16 protein-coding genes are annotated in these 19,485 nt (G+C 73.5%); 5 read left to right on the plus strand and 11 right to left on the minus strand.

Features of this window, described 5'->3' with window-relative positions; genetic code table 11:
• Positions 1–601 precede the first annotated feature (601 nt).
• Positions 602–1,909, plus strand: coding sequence for an MFS transporter (locus ACIBK1_RS24855; protein ID WP_396738034.1), 1,308 nt, complete (start codon positions 602–604; stop codon positions 1,907–1,909).
• Positions 1,910–1,918: 9 nt separating this feature from the next.
• Here ACIBK1_RS24855 and ACIBK1_RS24860 read toward each other — a convergent pair whose 3' ends face one another.
• The 4 genes from ACIBK1_RS24860 to ACIBK1_RS24875 form a co-directional block, all read right to left on the minus strand.
• Positions 1,919–2,566, minus strand: a complete 648-nt coding sequence (locus tag ACIBK1_RS24860) for a response regulator (protein ID WP_030510054.1) — start codon at positions 2,564–2,566, stop codon at positions 1,919–1,921.
• Positions 2,557–3,804, minus strand: coding sequence for a sensor histidine kinase (locus ACIBK1_RS24865; protein ID WP_030510053.1), 1,248 nt, complete (start codon positions 3,802–3,804; stop codon positions 2,557–2,559). Before ACIBK1_RS24865 ends, ACIBK1_RS24860 begins: the two co-directional genes overlap by 10 nt.
• Positions 3,805–3,875: 71 nt before the next feature.
• Positions 3,876–4,553: an alpha/beta fold hydrolase gene (locus tag ACIBK1_RS24870; RefSeq protein ID WP_396738035.1), complete on the minus strand. Its 678-nt coding sequence runs from the start codon at positions 4,551–4,553 to the stop codon at positions 3,876–3,878.
• Positions 4,554–4,561: 8 nt separating this feature from the next.
• Entirely contained in the window at positions 4,562–5,863 is a 1,302-nt protein-coding gene (locus ACIBK1_RS24875) for a YbfB/YjiJ family MFS transporter (protein WP_396738037.1), read from the minus strand.
• A 79-nt stretch (positions 5,864–5,942) separates the two neighbouring features.
• On the opposite strand from ACIBK1_RS24875, the gene ACIBK1_RS24880 reads away from it, so the two are divergent.
• Positions 5,943–6,551: a TetR/AcrR family transcriptional regulator gene (locus ACIBK1_RS24880; protein WP_030510050.1), complete on the plus strand. Its 609-nt coding sequence runs from the start codon at positions 5,943–5,945 to the stop codon at positions 6,549–6,551.
• A gap of 52 nt (positions 6,552–6,603) precedes the next feature.
• Here the strand turns inward: ACIBK1_RS24880 and der are convergent, their stop codons facing one another.
• The 3 genes from der to ACIBK1_RS24895 all read right to left on the minus strand — a co-directional run bounded on the left by der (position 6,604) and on the right by ACIBK1_RS24895 (position 9,667).
• Positions 6,604–8,022 (minus strand): ribosome biogenesis GTPase Der, encoded by a 1,419-nt coding sequence (der, locus tag ACIBK1_RS24885; RefSeq protein WP_197042772.1) that lies wholly within the window; start codon positions 8,020–8,022, stop codon positions 6,604–6,606.
• A gap of 161 nt (positions 8,023–8,183) precedes the next feature.
• Positions 8,184–8,831, minus strand: a complete 648-nt coding sequence (gene cmk, locus ACIBK1_RS24890; protein ID WP_051762085.1) for a (d)CMP kinase — start codon at positions 8,829–8,831, stop codon at positions 8,184–8,186.
• 155 nt (positions 8,832–8,986) lie between these two features.
• On the minus strand, positions 8,987–9,667 hold the full coding sequence (locus ACIBK1_RS24895) for a MerR family transcriptional regulator (RefSeq protein WP_030510047.1): 681 nt from the start codon (positions 9,665–9,667) through the stop codon (positions 8,987–8,989).
• A 123-nt stretch (positions 9,668–9,790) separates the two neighbouring features.
• Here ACIBK1_RS24895 and ACIBK1_RS24900 point away from each other — a divergent pair, with 123 nt between their 5' ends.
• The 3 genes from ACIBK1_RS24900 to ACIBK1_RS24910 all read left to right on the plus strand — a co-directional run bounded on the left by ACIBK1_RS24900 (position 9,791) and on the right by ACIBK1_RS24910 (position 14,939).
• Positions 9,791–11,983, plus strand: coding sequence for an MMPL family transporter (locus tag ACIBK1_RS24900; protein ID WP_396738040.1), 2,193 nt, complete (start codon positions 9,791–9,793; stop codon positions 11,981–11,983).
• Positions 11,984–12,126: 143 nt separating this feature from the next.
• Positions 12,127–13,284 (plus strand): MerR family transcriptional regulator, encoded by a 1,158-nt coding sequence (locus ACIBK1_RS24905; protein WP_396738042.1) that lies wholly within the window; start codon positions 12,127–12,129, stop codon positions 13,282–13,284.
• Positions 13,281–14,939 (plus strand): MFS transporter, encoded by a 1,659-nt coding sequence (locus ACIBK1_RS24910; protein ID WP_396738044.1) that lies wholly within the window; start codon positions 13,281–13,283, stop codon positions 14,937–14,939. Before ACIBK1_RS24905 ends, ACIBK1_RS24910 begins: the two co-directional genes overlap by 4 nt.
• Here the strand turns inward: ACIBK1_RS24910 and ACIBK1_RS24915 are convergent.
• The 4 genes from ACIBK1_RS24915 to scpB all read right to left on the minus strand — a co-directional run bounded on the left by ACIBK1_RS24915 (position 14,896) and on the right by scpB (position 19,381).
• Positions 14,896–15,990: a prephenate dehydrogenase gene (locus ACIBK1_RS24915; protein ID WP_030510043.1), complete on the minus strand. Its 1,095-nt coding sequence runs from the start codon at positions 15,988–15,990 to the stop codon at positions 14,896–14,898. The genes ACIBK1_RS24910 and ACIBK1_RS24915 overlap by 44 nt on opposite strands.
• A gap of 159 nt (positions 15,991–16,149) precedes the next feature.
• Positions 16,150–16,509, minus strand: coding sequence for a chorismate mutase (aroH, locus tag ACIBK1_RS24920; protein ID WP_030510042.1), 360 nt, complete (start codon positions 16,507–16,509; stop codon positions 16,150–16,152).
• A gap of 113 nt (positions 16,510–16,622) precedes the next feature.
• Positions 16,623–18,686: a pseudouridine synthase gene (locus ACIBK1_RS24925; protein WP_396738046.1), complete on the minus strand. Its 2,064-nt coding sequence runs from the start codon at positions 18,684–18,686 to the stop codon at positions 16,623–16,625.
• Positions 18,686–19,381: an SMC-Scp complex subunit ScpB gene (gene scpB, locus ACIBK1_RS24930; protein ID WP_396738048.1), complete on the minus strand. Its 696-nt coding sequence runs from the start codon at positions 19,379–19,381 to the stop codon at positions 18,686–18,688. The genes ACIBK1_RS24925 and scpB overlap by 1 nt, the downstream gene beginning before the upstream one ends.
• Between the last annotated feature and the right edge of the window lie 104 nt (positions 19,382–19,485).

The following is a 19,485-nucleotide window of genomic DNA, read 5'->3' on the forward strand; positions in this document are numbered from 1 at the left end:
TGATGCACGCCGCGGCGGAGGACACCGCCGCCGGCAGACTGGACGCCGGCGACGCCCCACGGGTCATCTCCGCGACGCTGCTCGCCGCCCTCACCACGCCCGGCACGGCCGTACCCACACCCGCCCCGTAACCACCGCCGTCACCGGCCCGCCCCCGGGCCGCACAAGCCGACGCCGCGAACACGCCGCGCGACTCGACCGGCCGATGGCCACCGCAGCCCGCTATGACCCTCGTCACACTCCACTAAATCGAACATCGATGTACGAGTTAGTGCTAGAGTAAAACTCGAACACAATTGTTCAGGTTAATCGAGGGTGGCGTCGCGCCCGGGATCGTCCGTGGACGCCCCCCGCGGCCACCCTCGCCGCACAAGGCTTCCTACCTGCAGGGAGGTGAATTTCCATGACCTCGATCGTCAAGGGCTGGTTTCCCGAGCTGGACGCGTGACCCAAGAAGTTGATCTCAGTCCGATCCGGGCATGAGATCGTCATGCCGGGTCCGGGGGCGGAACGCCTCTACAGTCGTGCCGCCCCCGGACCCGGTTTCAGCGCCCGCAGGCGCCTGCTGTGCCCGTTATGACAGGGAAAAGCGAATCTCCGCATGGCAGAACCCTCCTCCACCGCCGAAACCCAGGCCGAATCACAGGCCGAATCGCAGGACGGCTCACAGAACGGCTCAGCGGCCCTGCGAAGCCCAGCACGCGTCACAGCCGGATACGGCAGCGTGTTCGCGGTCAAAGAGTTCCGGGCGATTTTCGCGGCCCATGTTCTTTCCATGCTGGGCGGCGTCTTCGCCGACGCCTCGCTGGCCGTGCTGGTATTCCGGCGGACCGGTTCGGCACCGCTGACGGCGCTCGTCTTCGCCCTCGGCTTCCTGCCCTACGCCCTCAGCGGGATCCTGCTCTCCGGCGTCGCCGACCGATACCCCGCCCGCCGGGTGCTGGCGGCCTGCGACCTGCTCTCGGCCTGCTGCGTGGCGTCGATGACCGTTCCGGTGACTCCGCTCGCGATGCTGTTCGTCCTCCGCTTCGCCGTCTCGATGATGTCGCCGTTGTTCACCGGCACCCGGGCGGCGAGCCTGGCCGACATCCTGCCGGACGACCTGTACGTCCTGGGCCGCTCGCTCGTGCGCATGGCCTCGCAGGGATCGCAGATCGTCGGCTACGGACTCGGCGGGTTGGCCCTGGTGTGGCTGTCACCTCGCACCGCGCTTTACGTGACCGTCGGCACCTTTCTCGGTTCCGCGCTGCTCCTGCGTCTGGGCACCCGCGCCCGCCCGGCCCGGACGTCGGGGGGCGAGGCGATGATGCGGGCTTCGCTCGCCACCACCCGGCGGTTGCTCGGCGCCCCCCGGGTCCGCGCGCTGCTGCTCATGTGGTGGATCCCGCCGATGTTCTTCATCATGGCCGAAGGAACCGCCGCGCCTTTCGCGGACGCCGCGGGCGCGGGCTCGGTGGGGTTCGGGCTCTTCATGGCCGCGATGCCCGCGGGAACCGCGGTGGGCGAGGTGCTGGCCGGCACCCTGCTCGGGGCGGCCGCCCGCGAGCGGATCGCACTCCCGCTGGCAGCGGGGTCGATGCTGCCGATGGCCGCGTTCGCCGTCCACCCGCCGTTGTCGCTCGCGATCGCGCTCCTGCTGGTCACAGGGCTGTGCGCCGCCTACACGCTCGGCATGGACCAGTGGTTCGTGCAAGCGGTGCCCGCGACGATGCGGGGCGGCGCCATGTCCCTGCTGGGCGCCGGGCTCATGACCCTCCAGGGGCTCGGCGTGGCCGCGGGCGGCGCCGTCGCCGCGCTGGTTCCCCCGTACGCGGTGATCGGCGGAGCCGGCGTGGTCGGGACGGCCTGCGTGTTCGTCGTCCTGCGCTCGGTACGCGCGACGCGGGCGACGGCGACCACCCCGGCCTGACGCGTGCGGTCAGGAGCGGAGGTAGGCCAGCACGGCGAGGACGCGGCGGTGCTGGTCGCCGTCCTCGGCGTGCAGGCCGAGCTTGGTGAAGATGCCGCGGATGTGCTTTTCCACCGCGCCCTCGGTGACGACGAGGCGGCGGGCGATCGCGGGGTTCGACCTGCCCTCGGCCATCAGTGACAGGACCTCGCGCTCGCGCGGTGTCAGCGAGGCCAGCGGGTCGTCGCGCCGCCGCCGCACCATTAACTGGGCGACGACCTGGGGGTCGAAGACCGTCCCCCCGGCGGCGACCCGGCGCAGGCCGTCCATGAACTCCTCGACGTCGACCACGCGGTCCTTCAACAGGTAGCCGACCGCCCCGCGGGCGTCGGCCAGCAGGTCGTCGGCGTACGACACCTCGACGTACTGCGACAGGATCAGCACGGGAGCGCCGGGCACCTTCTCCCGCGCCTCGACGGCGGCGCGCAGGCCCTCGTCGGTAAACGTCGGCGGCATCCGCACGTCGACCACCGACACGTCGGGCCGGTGGGCGGCGACGGCCTCGACCAGGTCCTCCCCCGTGCCCGCGGTCGCGACGACCTCGCAGCCGAACTCCTCCAGCAGGCGGACGAGCCCCTCCCGGATGAGGACGGCGTCGTCGGCCACCACTACGCGCACGGAACCTCCGCCGTGATCAGTGTCGGCCCGCCCGCCGGCGACCGCACCGACAGCTCGCCGTCGACCGCCCGCAGCCGGTCGGCCAGGCCGGACAGGCCGTGTCCCTTGGCGACGTGTGCGCCGCCGACCCCATCATCCCCGATCGTGAGGATGAGCGTGTCACCGATCCTGGTCAGCCCGACCGAGCAGGACGTCGCCCTGCTGTGCTTGGCCACGTTCGTGAGCGACTCGGCGGTCACGAAGTAGACCGTGTTCTCGATGAGCGCGGGAAACCGCTCGGCCGTCTGGACGTCCAGCTCCACGGGCACCGTGCAGCGGCCCGCCAGGGCCGCGAGCGCCGGGGCGAGTCCGCGGTCGGCCAGGATCGGCGGGGCGATGCCGCGCGACAGCGCGCGCAGCTCGTCCAGGGTCTCCCGGGTGGCACTGATGGCCTTGCCGATCGTCTCGTGCGCGGCCGTGGCGTCCTTCTGCAGCTCCCGCTGGGCCCGCGACAGCTCCATGGCCAGGTGGACCAGGCGCTGCTGGGGTCCGTCGTGGATGTCGCGCTCCAGACGGCGCAGGGCGTCCGCCTCCGCGTGGGCGGCGGCGTGGCGGCCCTCGGTGAGGTCGTCGATGCGCTCCTGCAGCTCGGCGACGCCGGTCAGCAGCGCCCGGCCCAGGGACGCCTTGATCAGCGCGCAGGAACGGACGACGGGATAGAGCGTGAGCGCGAACACCACGCCCAGGAGCAGATAGAAGACGCTGTCGACGACGTAGCCCCGGCCGAGCCCGAGCAGTTCGGGAAGCCCGTGGTTGTCCGGGATGTTCGACAGGATCCAGCCGTACAGCGGGTAGGTCAGCCCGGTGAGCGTCACGGCCCACCAGGTGACGGTCACGCAGAACGCCACGATCGCGACGGGGAAGGCCAGCAGCGCGTGCAGCACGTCGAGCCAGGGCTGGCCTCCGGCGAGCGGGGTGACGGTCTTCCGGAACACGCCCGCCCCGGGCGGCGACGTGGGATAGCGCGGCCGGGGCACGTCCCTGCCCAGCACCGCGCGCATGCGGAGCCGTTCGACGTCACCCATGCCCCGGGCGATGAGGAGGGTGAGAGCGAGGACGGGCACACCCAGCCAGACCACCAGCAGGCCGGTGCCGGCCGACAGGCCGGCCACGGTGAGGCAGAACGTGATGATCGCGAGGGGGAACCCGACGAGGATATAGATCGTGTCGCCGCCGAGGCGGGAGAGGAGTCGGCGCATGTCCCCAACGCTATTGACTCGCCCGCCGCGGATCGATCCGGCGGACGGCAGTCCCGGGGGTAGGGCTTTCCCTACCCTCGCGACTCGGCCGCCTCGGCCAGGATCTTCAGCAGGTCCTCCGGGACGTCGCGCATGAGGTTGTGCCCGCCGTCCAGCGCGTACGTCGTCCACGCGGGGTCCTCGCGCAGCCGCTCGTACGTCGGGGTGAAGGGGGACGCTCCTTCCCAGCCCGCCGCGTACACGTAGATGCGGCGCCCGATGCGCGCCGGGTCGCCGGTGATCCGGAGCGGCTGGAGCAATGAGGCGATCGGGTGGGGGGTGGCCCGGGAGTCGAAGAACGGCAGCGGCCGTGTCGCGTAACCGGTCTCCACCACGTCCGCGTACCACTGCCGCTCCCGGTCGGAGACCAGGCTCCAGCAGGAGTCGCCGTCCGCCGGCACGACGGCGTCCAGGTAGACCAGACCGGCGACCCGGCCGGGCAGGCGGTCGGCGACCCCGGTGATCACCATCCCCCCGTAGCTGTGACCGACCAGCACAGCGCCCCGGACGTCCTCGGCCTCCAGCACCCCGGTCACGTCCCGGATGTGCGTGTCGAGGTTCACCGCGCCGTCCAGCAGGTGGGCGCGTTCGGCGAGGCCGGTCAACGTCAGCGGCACGGCCCGGTGCCCGAGGCGGCGCAGCCCCTCGCACAGCTCGTGGAAACACCAGCCTCCGTGGCACATGCCGGGGATCAGGACGAACGTGGTCATGGTGGGCCTCACTGTCGCGTGGACGCTTCCGCGTCGGGTGTCTTCTCGGCCGGACCCGCTCCGGCCCGGCGGGAGGGAGTCGCGCACGCCGCGATCAGGGCCGCGGCGGCGCACAGGATCGCGGTCCAGGCCAGGGCGGCGGCGGTCGAGGTGTGGTCGGCGACGAGCCCGGCGAGCCACGGCCCAGCGGTCTGCCCGGCCGCGAAGATCGTGGTGAACGCCGCCAGGGTGGCCGTCCAGTCGGCGGGCGGGGTGTACGCCTTGATGAGCGCGGTGACGGCGGCGGGCACGCCCATGAAGGTCGCCCCGTAGACGATCGCGGAGGCGAGGACGACCGGCGGCGCGGGCGCCGCCATCGCCAGCGCCGCGCCACCGCTCAGGAGGCCGAGCAGCACGGCCAGGGCCCGGGTGCCGGGCCATGCGGCAGTCGGACGGCTCCACAGCGCGGGCGCCGCCACCACGGCCAGGCCGAGCGCCGTCCAGGTGAGCATCACCTGCCCGAGCGGCGCGTGCCGGTCGGCCAGGTAGGCGGACAGGAAGGTGATGTAGGTGATGTAACCGGCGGCGAACAGCAGGTAGGCCAGCGCGATCCCCCACAGCGGCCGCACGTGGACGCGCCCGGCGGTGGCGGCTCGCGCCTCCCTGAACCGCGCCTCCTCCCCCGCCTGGACCTCCTCCCCGGACCGCGGCCCCTTCCCCGGCTGCGCCTTCTGGTCCGCCTGCAGCTCCTCCCCCGCCCGGGCGGCGGTCCAGCTCAGCAACGCCGCCAGTCCGGCGGCCACCCCTAGACCTGCCCAGGCCAGATGGAGATGGCCGCCCAGCGGCGGGATGCCGACGCCGCCGACCAGGATGCCCAGCCCGGTGCCCGCGAAATACACGGTGATGGGCGCTCCGGAGGCCGCGCGGGCGGCGAGGCGCGACGCGATGACGCCGCCGGTGACGAACACCGCCGCACCCGCCGCTCCGGCCGCGGCTCGCGCCGCGAGCAGCACCGGATAGGCGTCGCTCGCCGCCGTGACCGCCAGCGCCAGTGCGGTGAGGACCATGCCCCACCGGAAGGTGGCCGCCGTGCCCAGGCGGCGTACGGCGGCCGCGGTCACCAGCGCGCCGAGCAGGTAGCCCAGCCCGTTGGCGGTGCTCACCGCCCCGGCTTGGGCCAGGGACCAGTGCAGCTCGTCCCGCATCGCCGGCAGGAGCAGCCCGTACGCGAAGCGCGCCAGCCCGAGGGCCGACGCCGTGCCGAGAGCCAGCCGCGCCGCCTGCCGCGTCTGCCTGCGGGCCGGCGGGCCGACGGCGATGAGGTCGGACATGGGGGACTCCCAAAGATCGAACCGATCGGTACGATCTCGGAGCGTAGCAGTGGATCGAACCGGTCGGTACCATCTGGGTATGCCGGTTCCCAAGGGCTCGACGATCGACCCGGAGCGCACGCGCGCCGCCATACTGAAGGCGGCCACCCCCGTGCTGTACGAACGCGGGCTCGACGGCATCGGCGTCGCCGAGCTGTGCGCCCTCATCGGGGTGTCGAAGGAGACGCTCTATCGGCACTTCGGCACGAAGGACGGGCTCGTGGAGGCCATGCTCCAGGCCCGCAGCGAACGGGTGAGCCGCTGGCTGGCCGAGGCCGTCGCAGCGGCCGGGGACGACCCTCGCGACCAGCTCGCCGCGGTGTTCGACACGCTGGGCGAGTGGTATGAGGACCCGGTCTTCCGCGGCTGCGCGATGGTGAACGCGGCGGCCCAGCACCACATCGAGGCCGTGCGCGCCGTCACCGCGCGCCACCTCGGCCGCTATCTGGATCTGCTGACCGGCGTCGCCGAGCGCGCCGGAGCCGCCGACCCGCCCCTCCTGGCGCGTCAGTTGCTCATGCTGGTGGAGGGCGCCACCGTCGTCGCCGCGCACCACGGCGCGGCCGGCACGGGCGAGCAGGCCCGCCAGGCGGCGCTCGCCCTGCTGTCGGCCGCCGCCGGGAGCGGCGGCCGAGGCAGCGACGACTGAGGCGGCGGGCGACCGAGGCGGCGACGGCTGGGGCCCCGGACCGGCCCGGGGGTTACTTCTTCTTGCGCTTCTCGCGGATCTTCATCGTCACCTCGATCGGAGAGCCCGCGAAGCCGAACTCCTCACGGATGCGGCGCTCGAGGAATCGGCGGTAGGTCTCCTCCAGGAACGCCGAGGTGAACAGCACGAACTTCGGCGGTTCCGTGGACGCCTGGGTGGCGAACAGGATCTTCGGCTGCCGGCCGCCTCGCACCGGCGGCGGGGTGGCCTGCAGCAGCTCGGTCAAGAACTGGTTGAGCCGGGCCGTCGGCACCCGCGTGCCCCACGAGTCCAGGGCCCGCTCGATGGCAGGAGCCAGCTTCTCGACGTGGCGGCCCGTCTTCGCGGAGATGTTCACCCGCAGCGCCCAGGGCGTGCGGACGAGCTGCCGGTCGATCTCCTTCTCCAGGTAGTAGCGCCGGTCCTCGTCGACCATGTCCCACTTGTTGAACGCGACCACCATCGCCCGGCCCGACTCGATGACCAGGCCGATGATCCGCAGGTCCTGCTCGGTCAGCACCTCGGAGGCGTCGATCAGCACGACCGCGACCTCCGCCCGCTCCAGCGCGGCCCGCGTGCGCATCGCCGCGTAGAAGTCGGCGCCCTTCAGCTCGCGGTCGCGCCGCCGGATGCCGGCCGTGTCGATGAACCGGTACGTCGTGCCGGCCAGCTCGACCAGTTCGTCGACCGGGTCGCGGGTGGTGCCGGCCATCGGATCGACGAGCACCCGCTCCTCCCCGGCGAGCTTGTTGAGCAGCGACGACTTGCCCACGTTGGGCTTGCCCAGCAGGGCGATTCGGCGCGGGCCGCGCCGCTCGCCGAACGTCTGCGGCGGCGTCTCGGGCAGCGCGTCGAGCACCACGTCGAGCAGGTCGCCGCTGGCGCGGCCGTGCAGGGCCGAGACGGGATGCGGCTCGCCCAGGCCGAGCGACCACAGCCCGCTCGCCTCCAGCTCCATCTGCTGGTTGTCGACCTTGTTGGCGGCCAGCACGACCGGCTTGCCCGAACGGCGCAGGACCGCGCCGACGGCCTCGTCGGAGTCGGTGACCCCGACGCTCGCGTCCACCACGAACAGGATCACGTCGGCCAGCTCGGCCGCGATCTGCGCCTGCTCGGCGATGCGCAGCGCCATGCCGGTCGCGTCCGGGTCCCACCCGCCGGTGTCGACCAGCGTGAACCGCCGGCCCCGCCAGGTCGCCTCGTAGGTGACCCGGTCGCGGGTCACGCCTGGCACGTCCTCCACGACCGCCTCACGACGGCCGATGACGCGGTTGACCAGTGTCGACTTGCCGACGTTGGGGCGCCCCACCACGGCGACGACCGGCAGCGGGCCCGCGTCGGGCTCCCGCTCCGTCTCCTCACCGGAAAGCTCGGCGAGCTCGGCCTCGATCCAGCCGCCCTCGTCCTCGTCGTACTCCCCCGTCACGTCCATACCCTGCCTCATCGGCTGCTCTTCCCGTTCTCCCCGGCCTCCCGTGAGGCCTCCCGGCGGACCGCTTCCGGGGCCGGGCTCCGTTCGTACGACGCACCGCGTGGCCCACCCCCGGCGCGGCGGACGCGGCGCGGGAGGGGGTCAGGCGGGGCGGGCGGGCGTCAGGCCCGCTCCTTGACGAGCCGGAGCACCTCGGCGATCACCTCGTCCAGGTCCAGCGGCGTCGTGTCCAGTTCCACCGCGTCCGCGGCCTTCGCCAGCGGATCGGCCTTTCGCGTCGAGTCGAGCGCGTCGCGCCGGGCCATCGCGGATTTCTGCGCCTCCACCGTCGTGCCGTCCAGCTCCGCCGTACGGCGCAGGGCGCGGGCCTCGGCGTCCGCGGTGAGGTAGATCTTGACGGGCGCGTCCGGCGCGACCACGGTGCCGATGTCGCGGCCCTCGACCACGATCCCGCCACCGGGCAGGGACTCGGCGATGATCTCCCGCTGCAGGGTCACCAGCCGGTGGCGCACCTCGGGGACCGCGCTGACGGCCGACACAGCGCCGGTCACCTCGGGGCCGCGGATCGGCCCGTTGACGTCGACGCCGTCCACGGTGACGCCCGGCGCGTCGGGGTCGGTGCTCATCACCAGCACGGGCTCGGCGGACCTCGCGGCGATCGCGGCGGCGTCCTCCAGATTCACGCCCCGCTGGAGCATCCACCAGGTGACCGCGCGGTACATGGCGCCCGTGTCGAGGTATCGCAGGCCCAGCGCCCGCGCGACGCCTCGTGAGGCACTCGACTTGCCCGATCCCGAGGGACCGTCCATGGCGACGACCAGACCCGACACCGGCTCTCCTTCTCCCCTTCGAATCGTCGTCCCCGAGGCTACCGGGATACCGCCGGAAAGCATGCATCGGCGACGGGACGGGACCTCCCCCGCGATCGGATCACGTTCGCCGGCAGCCGCCCGCGAGACGGCCGTCAGGCGGTCTCCTCCGCGGCCTCCTCGGCGGTCTTCCCGGCGGTCCCGCCGAGGAGCCGGGTCGCCTGCGCCTCCTGGGCCAGGCGGCGCAGGGAGGCGAGCACGGGATCGCCGAGAGTGGTCCAGATCACGATCGCCTCGGCCATGGCGTGCAGGTCGCCCCGCCGGCTGATCGCCCGCACCTCCATGTCCGCCAGGTGCTCGGCGGTCTCGGCGTAGGTCTCCAGCAGGTCCAGGTAGTCGTCCTCGCCGAGGCGGCGCAGGGTCGCCAGCGCGTCCGCCAGCGTCCGCCTGGCCGGATTACCCGGCTTGACCTGCCAGCCCCGTCGCGCGATCAGCTCGTCGACCTGCGCGACGGCCTCGTCCCCGGCGTCGTCCCCGGCGTCGTCGCCCGCGCGTTCCCTGGGCGGGGTCAGCGCGTACTGCGCCTTGCCGAGCACGTCGAACTCCGAGATGCCGGAGGAGAAGATCAGAGCGAGCGCCTCGCGGGCCGAGGCCACCGGCAGCCCGCCGACCTCGACCAGCGCCCGGGCGAGCCGCAGCCGCCTCACGTGCTCCTCGCCGTAGCGCGCCTGGTTGGGGCCGGTCCGCTCTCCCTGCGGGACCAAGCCCTCCCGCATGTAGTACTTGATCGTGGGGATCGGGACCCCGGTCCGCCTGCTCAGCTCCGCGATCCGCATGTCCCTCTCCCTTGCCGCACTCTCCCAGGATAGGCCCGGGGCTTGCCCGCGCCCGCAGATATGGATAGCGTCACTATCGATTATTTATAGATAGTGACACTCTCCACTATCGGAAGGGGAGCCATGTTCGGCGCTCTGGGCCGCTCCGCGGTCCGTCACCGTCGCCTGATCCTGCTGGGCGCACTGCTGTTCACCGTGGTCGCGGGCGTGTGGGGCGCCGGCGTCTTCGGCCGCCTCGGCGGCGGCGCGGGCTTCGACGACCCGGGCAGCCCGTCCGCGCACGCCGACCGCCTGCTCGCCGGACCGCTGGGCCGGCACACGGCCGACGTCGTCGTGCTGTACGAAAGCGACCACCTCACCGTGGACGACCCCGCCTTCGCCGGGCCCGTACGCCGGGCCCTCGACGCGGTCCCCCGCGAGGACGTCGCACGGCTGGAGTCGCACTGGTCGACCGGCGCACCCGGCTTCGTGTCGCACGACCGGCACGCGACGTACGTCACCGTGCAGTTCCGCTCCTCCGACGACCAGGAGCGCGTACGGGCTCTGCGCGGCATCCGGGACAGGTTCGAGGTCCGGGGCCTGACCGTACGGTTCGGCGGCGTCACGGCGATGACCGACCAGGTCAACAGCACGATCGCGCGTGACATCGGTCTGGCCGAGGCGATCTCGGTTCCGATCCTGCTGGTCCTGCTGGCGGTGGTCTTCCGCAGCCTCCTGGCGGCGGCGCTTCCCCTGGTCGTCGGCGTGGTCGCCGCGCTCGGCACGATGGCGGTGCTGCGCCTGGTCACGCTGGTCGCCGACGTCTCGACGTTCGCCATCCAGGTCGTCACGGTGCTCGGCCTCGGTCTGGCGATCGACTACGCGCTGCTCGCGGTCACCCGGTTCAGGGAGGAGCTCGGCAGGGGCGGGTCCGTCGAGACGGCGGTGGAGCGCACAACGGCCACGGCGGGCCGCACGATCGCGTTCTCCGGCGCGGTCGTGGCGCTGTCGTTCGCGGGCCTCGCGGTGTTCCCCTCGCGGTTCCTGCAGTCGATGGCGTACGCGGGCGCCGCCACGGTCGTCCTGGCCGTGCTGACCTCCCTCACCGTGCTGCCCGCGCTGCTGGCGGCCATGGGACGCCGGGCCGGTGAGAAGGCGCTCGGCCGGCGGGCCGGCCGGAACGGATCCGGACACCCGGACGGCCGCGCCCGGCCCGCCGCCTCCGGCGAGCGGTGGTACCGCCTGGCCCACGCCGTCATGCGACGGCCCCGCGCGAGCGCGCTCGCCGTCGTCGCGGTGCTCATGGCACTGGGCCTGCCGTTCCTCGGCGTGAACTGGGCCAGGCCCGGCGACTGGGTGCTGCCCTCCGGCGCCGACGCGCGCGCCGTGACCCGGGAGCTGGCCGAGCGCTTCACCGCCGACCCCGCCAAGGTGGTGACGGCCGTCGTCGAGGCGCCACACGCCCTGAGCCGGGCGGCGCTCGACGGCTACGCCGCCCGCCTGGACGCCGTGTCCGGCGTGGAGGGCGCGTCCGTCACAGGGACCACCGGACCTCTCGCCAGGATCACCCTCGGCTACGCGATGGACCCGATGTCTCGCGAGGCCGTGCGGATGGTCGAGGACCTGCGGGCCGTGCCGTCTCCGGCCGGGGCCGTCGCGTCGTTCACGGGGATGCCCGCCTCACGGGTGGACATCGTGGACATGGTCGTCTCCCGCCTGCCGTGGATGGCGCTGTTCGTGGCCGTTGTGTCGGTCGCTCTGATGTTCCTGGCGTTCGGCTCGGTGATCCTGCCGATCAAGTCGGTGCTGCTGAACCTGTTGTCGTTGTCGGCGTCCTTCGGCGCCGTCAAGCTGATCTTCCAGGACGGCCGGCTGGCCGGGCTGCTCGGCTTCGAGCCCGTCGGGGCCGTCGACGTGAACTTCCCCGTGCTGATCGTCGCGATCGCCTTCGGGCTGGCGATGGACTACGAGATGTTCCTCCTGTCGCGCGTACGCGAGGAGCGCGAGCGCGGGGCCGATCCCGCGGAGGCGATGGCGCGCGGGCTGGCCCGGACGGCCGGGGTCGTCACCAGCGCCGCCCTCCTCGTCGCCGTGTCCGTCGCGGGCTTCGCCTTCAGCAGCGTGACGCTCATGAAGATGATCGGCGTCGGACTGGTGATCGCGGTCGCGGTGGACGCGACGATCGTGCGCGGCCTGCTGGTGCCGGCCACGATGCGGCTGCTCGGCGAACGGGCGTGGTGGGCGCCCCGGCCCCTCGCCCGATGGTGGCGGCGGCACGGCCTGCCGGAGCACCCTCCCGCGGCGCCGTCCCCGAGGGAGGCGGTCACCCGCCTCTGAGAACGGGCCAACCGCCCACCGGCGCCGCCCTCGTCCCGGGCCCCTGCGCATCCCGTGCGGCTTCCCCGGCGTGTTGACCTTGCCCCTGGGTGAAGCCCCAGCATCATCGGCACCGGCCACGGAGGCCGGGACGAGGAGGAGCGGTGCGGGAGCTGCTGACCATCGGGACGTTCGCACGGGCCGCCAGGCTGTCGCCCAAGGCGTTGCGGCTCTACGACGAGGCCGGGCTGCTACGGCCTGCCGCGGTGGACGGCGAGTCGGGTTACCGCTACTACGACCCGGCCCAGCTGGAGCGGGCCCGCCTGATCGCCCGGCTGCGGCGGCTCGGCATGCCGCTGGCGCGCATCCGGCGGGTGTGCGACCTGCCCGCGCAGGACGCGGCCGAGGAGGTGGCCGCCTATTGGCGGCAGGTCACCGCCGAGACCCGGTCCCGGGGCCGGCTCGCCTCCTTCCTCGTCGACCACCTGTCGGGAAGGGGCAGCACCGTGGAGGACGCCACGACGATGCTGGGGATCCGTTACGCCGCCCGGTCGGAGCCGGGGCCGGTGCGGACGAGCAACGAGGACATCGCGTACGCCGGCGAGCGGTTGCTGGCGGTGGCCGACGGGATGCGCGGCCCGGGCGGCGACCGCGCGAGCGCGGCGGCCGTCGGCGCGCTCAAGCGCCTGCAGACCCTGCCGGCGCCCGCCGAGGACCTGCTCGGCGTGATCGCCGACGCCGTCGGCGACGCCGAGCGGGCGATCCGGGACATCGCCGCCTCGACGCCCTCGGGAGAGGCGGTCACCACGCTGACCGCGCTCGTGTGGACCGGGTCGCGACCGGCACTGGTGCACATCGGCGACAGCCGGGCGTACCTGTTCCGCGGCGGAGGGCTGTTCCAGATCACCCACGACCACTCGTACGTCCAGTCGTTGATCGACGAGGGCCGGCTCACCCCGGAGGAGGCCGTCTCCCACCCGAGGCGCTCGCTTCTCGTCCGCGCGCTGACCGGCGCGGGGTCCTGCCTGCCCGACCTGTCGATGCGCGAGGCCGTCGCCGGCGACCGTTACCTGCTCTGCACGGACGGGCTGCCGGCTGTCGTGCCGGCCCGCGTCCTGCGTGAGACGCTCGCCGGCCCCGGCGGTCCGCAGCAGGTCGTCGACGAGCTGATCGACCTGGCGTACGCCGCCGGAGCCCCCGACAACGTGGCCTGTGTGGTCGCGGACGTGATAGCCGGCACTCCGGCGGATTCGGTGGCGGCGGACGCGGCGGCGGATTCCGAGGATCCCATGGCCGCCGGCGAGACCGGGGCCGCGCGATGAGCGCCACGACGGTGCGGCAGCCCCGCTCTGCCCCCCGTTCCCTCAGACCGGCCTCCGTCCGGGCCTTCACCGTCGACTGGCGGCCGCTGGCCATCCCGGCGTTCCGCCGGATGTGGGCCGCCTCGGTGATCTGTGCCGTGGGCGGGTCCTTCAGCGTGGTCGCGGTGCCGACGCAGTTGTTCACGGTCACCGGCTCGTCGGGGGCCGTGGGAGCCGCCGCGGGGGTGTCGTTCGCCGCGCTGATCGCGGCGGCGGTGTGGAGCGGCGCCCGCGCCGACGTGATGGACCGCCGGACGATGCTGCTGGCCGCCGATCTCGGCCTGGCGCTGACGTACGCGGCCCTGTGGCTCCAGGCGGTCCTGGGCGGCCGCTCCGTTCCCGTCCTGCTGGTGGCGGTGGCCTTCCAGGGGCTGACGTACGGGACGGTGCTGACGACGACGGGGACCACCGTGCCCCGGCTCGTCCCGGCCGAGCTGCTGCCCGCGGCCAACAGCCTCAGCTCGCTGGTCCGCTACGGCGGGTCGGTCCTGGGGCCGATGCTCGCCGGTGTGCTGGTCCCGGTCGTGGGGCTCGGCACGCTGTACCTGTTCGACGCCGTCACTCTGCTCGCCGTGGTGTGGGCCGTCGCCATGTTGCCGCCGCTGCCGCCGCTGCCGCCGCCTCCTGCGGCGGGCACGCAGGACGCGGCGAACGCGGCGGGCACCGCGGGCGCGGGGGGAACGGCGGGCGCGGGGGGAACAGCGGGCGCGGGGGGAACAGCGGGCGCGAGGGGCGGCGGTCGGGGCTCCTCGGCGGCCGGTTGGGGCTCCTCGGCGGCCGGCCGGATGCTTGCCGGGTTCCGCTACCTGGCGGCCGACAGGCTGCTCGTGGCGGTGCTGGCCGTGGACCTCGCGGCCATGGTCTTCGGCATGCCGTCGGCGCTGTTCCCCGAGCTGGCCCGTGACGTCTTCGGCGGCACGGCCGGGGGCGGCCCGGAGACGGGACTGCTCTACGCGGCCTACCCCGCCGGGGTCGTCGTGGCCGGGCTGCTGTCGGGCACGTTCACCCGTGCTCGACGCCATGGCGCCCTGGTGGCGGGCGCCGCCGTCGCCTGGGGAATCGCCGTCGTGCTCGTCGGCCTGGCCTCCGAGCTGTGGATCGCGCTGGCGGCGCTCGCGCTCGGCGGCGCGGTCAACTGCGTGCTGAGCGCCTTCCGCACCACGATCACGCAGGCGCGCACCGACGACGCCGTACGCGGGCGCGTACAGGGCGCGCTCACCGTCGTGCTCGTCGGAGGGCCGCAGATCGCGAACCTGCTGCACGCTTCCGCCAGCGCGCACTTACACGACCTCACCGGCGCGCACTTACACGACCTCACCAGCGCGCACCTGCACGACGCCGCCGCCGGCGGCGTGCTGTACGGCCCACGCCTCGTCATCTGCGCGGGCGGGCTGCTCACCGTGGTCACCGTGGGGGCGATCACCTGGGCGATCCCCGACCTGCGCCGCTACATCGCTCCCGCCCCGGCCCCCGCTCCCGCTCCAGAACCAGAACCAGAACCAGAACCAGGACCGGAGCCGGAGTCGGAGCCGGTGGTCGCCCGGACGTCACCGGCCCCCTCGGGAGACCGGGTCAGCTCGGCACCTGCCAGCCGCGCTCGCGCAGGCCTTCGGTGAGCGTCTCCGCCGCCTCCGGCCGGACGTACAGCTCGGCCGCGCCGAGCTCCAACCCGGTGGCGTGCTCCAGGCGGATGTCCTCGATGTTGACGCCCGTCTCGCCCGCGGCCTGGACCAGGCGGGCCAGCTCGCCCGGACGGTCGCCGATGAGCACCTGGACCACCGCGTACGTGCGCGCCGGGCCGCCGTGCTTGCCGGGGATCCTGCCGGTCCCCCGCACACCGCGCGACAGGAGGTCGGTGACCTGCCCCATGGCCGCGCCGTCGCCCGCCAGCGCGCGCAGCGAGCCGGCGGCGGCGCTCAGGTCGGCCACGAGCGCCTCCAGCACCTCGGCGACGGGCAGCGCGTTGCCCTCGAGGATGCCGGTCCACAGCGCGGGGTCGCTGGCGGCGATGCGGGTCACGTCGCGCACGCCCTGCCCCGACAGCCCGAGGGCCGTCTCCGACGCCTCCGCCAGCCGGGCCGCCACCGCGGCGGCCGTCACGTGCGGGGCGTGCGAGACGACCGCGACGGCGCGATCGTGCTCGGTCGCGTCCAGCCGCACGGCGTTGCCGCCGCACAGCGAGATCAGCCGCTCCACCGCGTCAACCGCCCGCGGGGACGCCTCGTCCGTCGGGCAGTACGCCCAGGGACGGCCGAGGAACAGGTCGGCGCGGGCCGCCGCCGGGCCGGACCGCTCGCGGCCCGCCAGCGGATGCCCCGCGACGTAGGTCGTCAGATCGCAGCCAAGCTGGGCGGCCTGAGCCAGCGGGAGCGCCTTCACGCTCGCCACGTCGGTGTAGAAGCGGGCGCTGTCGCGCTTTTGCAGGTCGAGCAGTTGCTGCGCGACGAACTGGGGCGGCACGGCGACGACCGCGAGATCCACCCGCTGCTCGCCGGTCCAGTCCTCCCCCGCACCCAGCTCCCGCGCGAGCCGTACGGCTCCCGCGTCCCGGTCGGCCAGGAAGACCCGCACGTCCCGCTGCCGCAGCGCCAGTGCGATCGACGTGCCGATGAGGCCCGTCCCGACAACGACCACACTGCCGATCTCGGCGTCCTCGATGGGAGTCATCGTGTTCTTCCTGCCATCGCCGGCTCAGGTGCGCTGTCCCGCGACGGATGTCTCGTGGGTGGATTGTGGGTTGGTCCGCCGGCTCCCGCCATGCCGGCGTGGTCCTGCCGGGTGACGTCTACCGGGAGATGCCCGACGGGCGACGCCTATGGGCAATGCTCACTGGGCGATGTCCACGCGCAGCGCCACGGCGCCGCGCAGGTACACGTGCTGGATCTCCTGCCGGGGGCGATCGGTCTGCACGTGGGCCATCAGCCGCACCACGTGCGGAAGCGCGCCCGGCACGTTGATCTCCGTCGCGCAGATGAGGGGCACGTCGTGGAACCCGAGCTTGCGCGCGGCCAGCGCGGGGAACTCGGCGGTGAGGTCGGGCGTGCACGTGAAGATCACGCTGATGACGTCGTCGGTCGTGAGGTGGTTGCGCCCCATCACCTCGGTCACCAGCTCGGTCGTCCCGGCGAGGATCGCGTCACGATCGTTGCCGTCGACCTGGATGGCTCCGCGAATCGCCCGCACCATGTCGTTCCCCTCTCGCTGGGCCGGACCGGTCTCCTGCGGAGACGAGCCCGGCCCATTTACGTGCTTAAGCCAATTCTGCCCGGCTTGCGGCTTTCGCCCGCCGCGCGGAAAGGCTACAGGCCGACCGCCGCGTACAGCTCACCGATCTCCTGCACGGTGAGCGTCCGGATGGTCCCCGGCTTGAGCCGGCCGAGCTTGACCGGGCCGAACTCGATGCGGGCCAGGTCGATCACCCGGTGCCCGACCACCTCCAGCATGCGCCGGACGATGTGCTTGCGGCCCTCGTGCAGGACGACCTCGACCAGCGCCTGCTGGCCGTGCTCCTGCACCACCCGGAACTCGTCCACCTTGGCCAGGCCGTCCTCCAGCTCCACGCCCTTGCGCAGCACCTTGTGCAGGTCGCGCGGGATCGGGCCGGGCACCTTGGCCCAGTACTTCTTCTGCACCCCGTAGCTCGGGTGGGTCAGCCGGTGGGCGAGCTCGCCGTCGTTCGTCAGCAGCAGCAGTCCCTCGGTCTCGGTGTCGAGACGCCCCACGTGGAACAGCCGGGGCGCGAGGTCCTGCACGTAATCGTTCAGGCACGGCCTGCCATCGGGGTCGTCCATCGTGCTCACCACGCCGATCGGCTTGTTGAGCGCGTAGTAGACGGTCTCCGAGGACGTCGGGATGCGCTTGCCGTCGACGTGGATGACCTGCTTGGCGGGATCGACGCGGGCGCCGAAACGGCGCACCGTCTGCCCGTCCACCGTCACCCGGCCGTCGCCGATCATCTCCTCGCAGGCGCGCCGGCTGGCCACCCCCGCCTGGGCGAGGACCTTCTGCAGCCGCTCCCCGTCCGGCACCTCCGTGGTGTCGCGCTCGTCGGTGTAGTCCTCGTCGTAGAAGTCCGGGTCGCGCAGCGGCTGGCGGGACGTCTTGAACGGGTTGCTCACCGGGCCGCTCGCACCGGGGCTCTTGAAGCCTCCCGAGGGCCGCCCCGCGCCGCGCGAGCCCGCGCCGGCTCCGCCGCCGGGCCGGCCGCGCCCGCCGCCCAGGCGGCCGATCGTCTGCACCTCGTCACGGCCCGTACGGCCCCTGCCGCCGCCGCGCGCCGCGCGGAAGTCACCGCCGCGTTCGGGCCGCCCGCTCCGAGCATCCCGCTCGCCACGTCCGCCGCGCCCATCGCTGTCGCCGCGTCCGCTCCGCGCATCCGTGCCGCCGCGTCCGCTCCGCGCATCCGTGCCGCCGCGTCCGCTCCGCGCATCCGTGCCGCCGCGTCCGCTCCAGGGCTGACGCTCACCACGTCCGCTCCGCGCGTCACGGTCGCCATGTCCGCCGCGCGCATCCCTGTCGCCGCGCTCGCTCCGCGCATCCGTGCCGCCGCGTCCGCTCCATGCCTCACGGTCGCCGCGTCCGCTCCACGTCCGGCGGTCGCCACGGTCCTCGTCACGGAAGGACGTACGCCTCGGCTCACGAGTCGACTCGTAACCGCCGTCGCGGTCACGCGACCGGTCCCGGCCGCCCTCCGGCCTGCCGTACCGGCCGCGCGAACCGGCCCCCTCCGTGCGGAACGGGGGACGGTCGGCGGAGAAGGTGTCCCTGCCACCGCGCTCCCGGCCCGCGCCGCGATCACGGTCGAAGTCACGTGCGCCGCCACGGCCGCCGTCGCGATCGAAGCCGCGACCGCCGTCACGGTTGAACCCGCGGCCGCCCTCACGGTCGAACCCGCGGCCACCGTCACGGCCGCCCTCGGGCTTGCCGTACCCGCCGCGAGAGCCGCCCCGCTCGGCGCGGAACGGAGCCCGCGCGTCGTCGCGATACCGCTCGCCGCCGGAGCGCGCGTCGCGGCGACCTGTGTCACCGTAACGGCCGGTGTCACCGGAACGGCCGCGGAACCGGTCGTCACGGGCGTCGCCTGTGCGGCGGTCGCCGTACCGGTCGCCGCGCGGGGCGTCCTCGTCGCGATACCGCCTGGAGTCCGGCCTGTCGGACCGGGAGTCCGACCTCGATCCGGACCTGGAGTCGAAACCGTACCCGGACCCGGAACCAGGGACGCGGGAACCGCCGCGCCGGTCGCCCTGGGGGCGGAAGCCGCCGCCGGATCCGCCACGGGATCCACGCGGGCTCGCGCCCTGCTGACCGGTGCTCCGGCTCCGACCGCGTCCCTCACCGGACGGGGTGCCACGCCTGTTGTCCACTACTTCTGCTCCTCAAGAATTTCCACGTCGTCCGGGAGGAACGGGGCGAGTTCGGGAAGCTCGTCGAGGCTCCGCAGCCCCAGTCTCTCCAGGAAGTAACTCGTCGTCCGGTAGAGCACTGCCTGGCTCTCCGGGTCGGTTCCGGCCTCTTCCACGAGGCCACGTGCGACCAGCGTCCGCATGACGCCGTCGCTGCTCACGCCGCGCACCGCCGCCACCCGGGCCCGGCTGACCGGCTGCCGGTAGGCGACCACGGCGAGGGTCTCCAGCGCGGCCTGCGTCAGCCGCGCCTGCTGGCCGTCCCTGACGAACCTCTCCACCAGCGCGGCGCATTCCGCCCTGGTGTAGAAGCGCCAGCCTCCGGCCACCTCTCGAAGGTCGAAACCCCGTCCGGCGGCCGTGTATTCCTCCGACAGCGCGCGGAGGGCGGCGGCGATCTCCACCGTCGGACGTTCGAGCACCTGCGCGAGGGTCACCTCGGCGACCGGTTCGTCCACCACCATCAGGATCGCTTCGAGGGCGGTGGTGAGCGTGAGCCCCAGCACGGGTGGCTCCGCCTCGGGCTCCCGGGCAGCGGAGGCCGGCTCCGGCGAACCGAGGCCGGATGACGCGAGCACGCCGCCGTCCTGCCCCGTCACAACGCCGGCGGAGCCGGAGAGGTCGTCGCCGGCACGGGGGGTGTCGCTCGCTTCCATCGCTCCTCGCTCGTCGTGCGGGTCATACATCCGCCAAGCCGTCCGGCGTGCTCGGTTCGGCGTCCCCGGTTTGGCGTCCTCGGTCGACGTGGCCGGATGGCCGG

This window comes from Microbispora rosea (assembly GCF_044460045.1).
Classification (GTDB): Bacteria; Actinomycetota; Actinomycetes; order Streptosporangiales; family Streptosporangiaceae; genus Microbispora; species Microbispora rosea.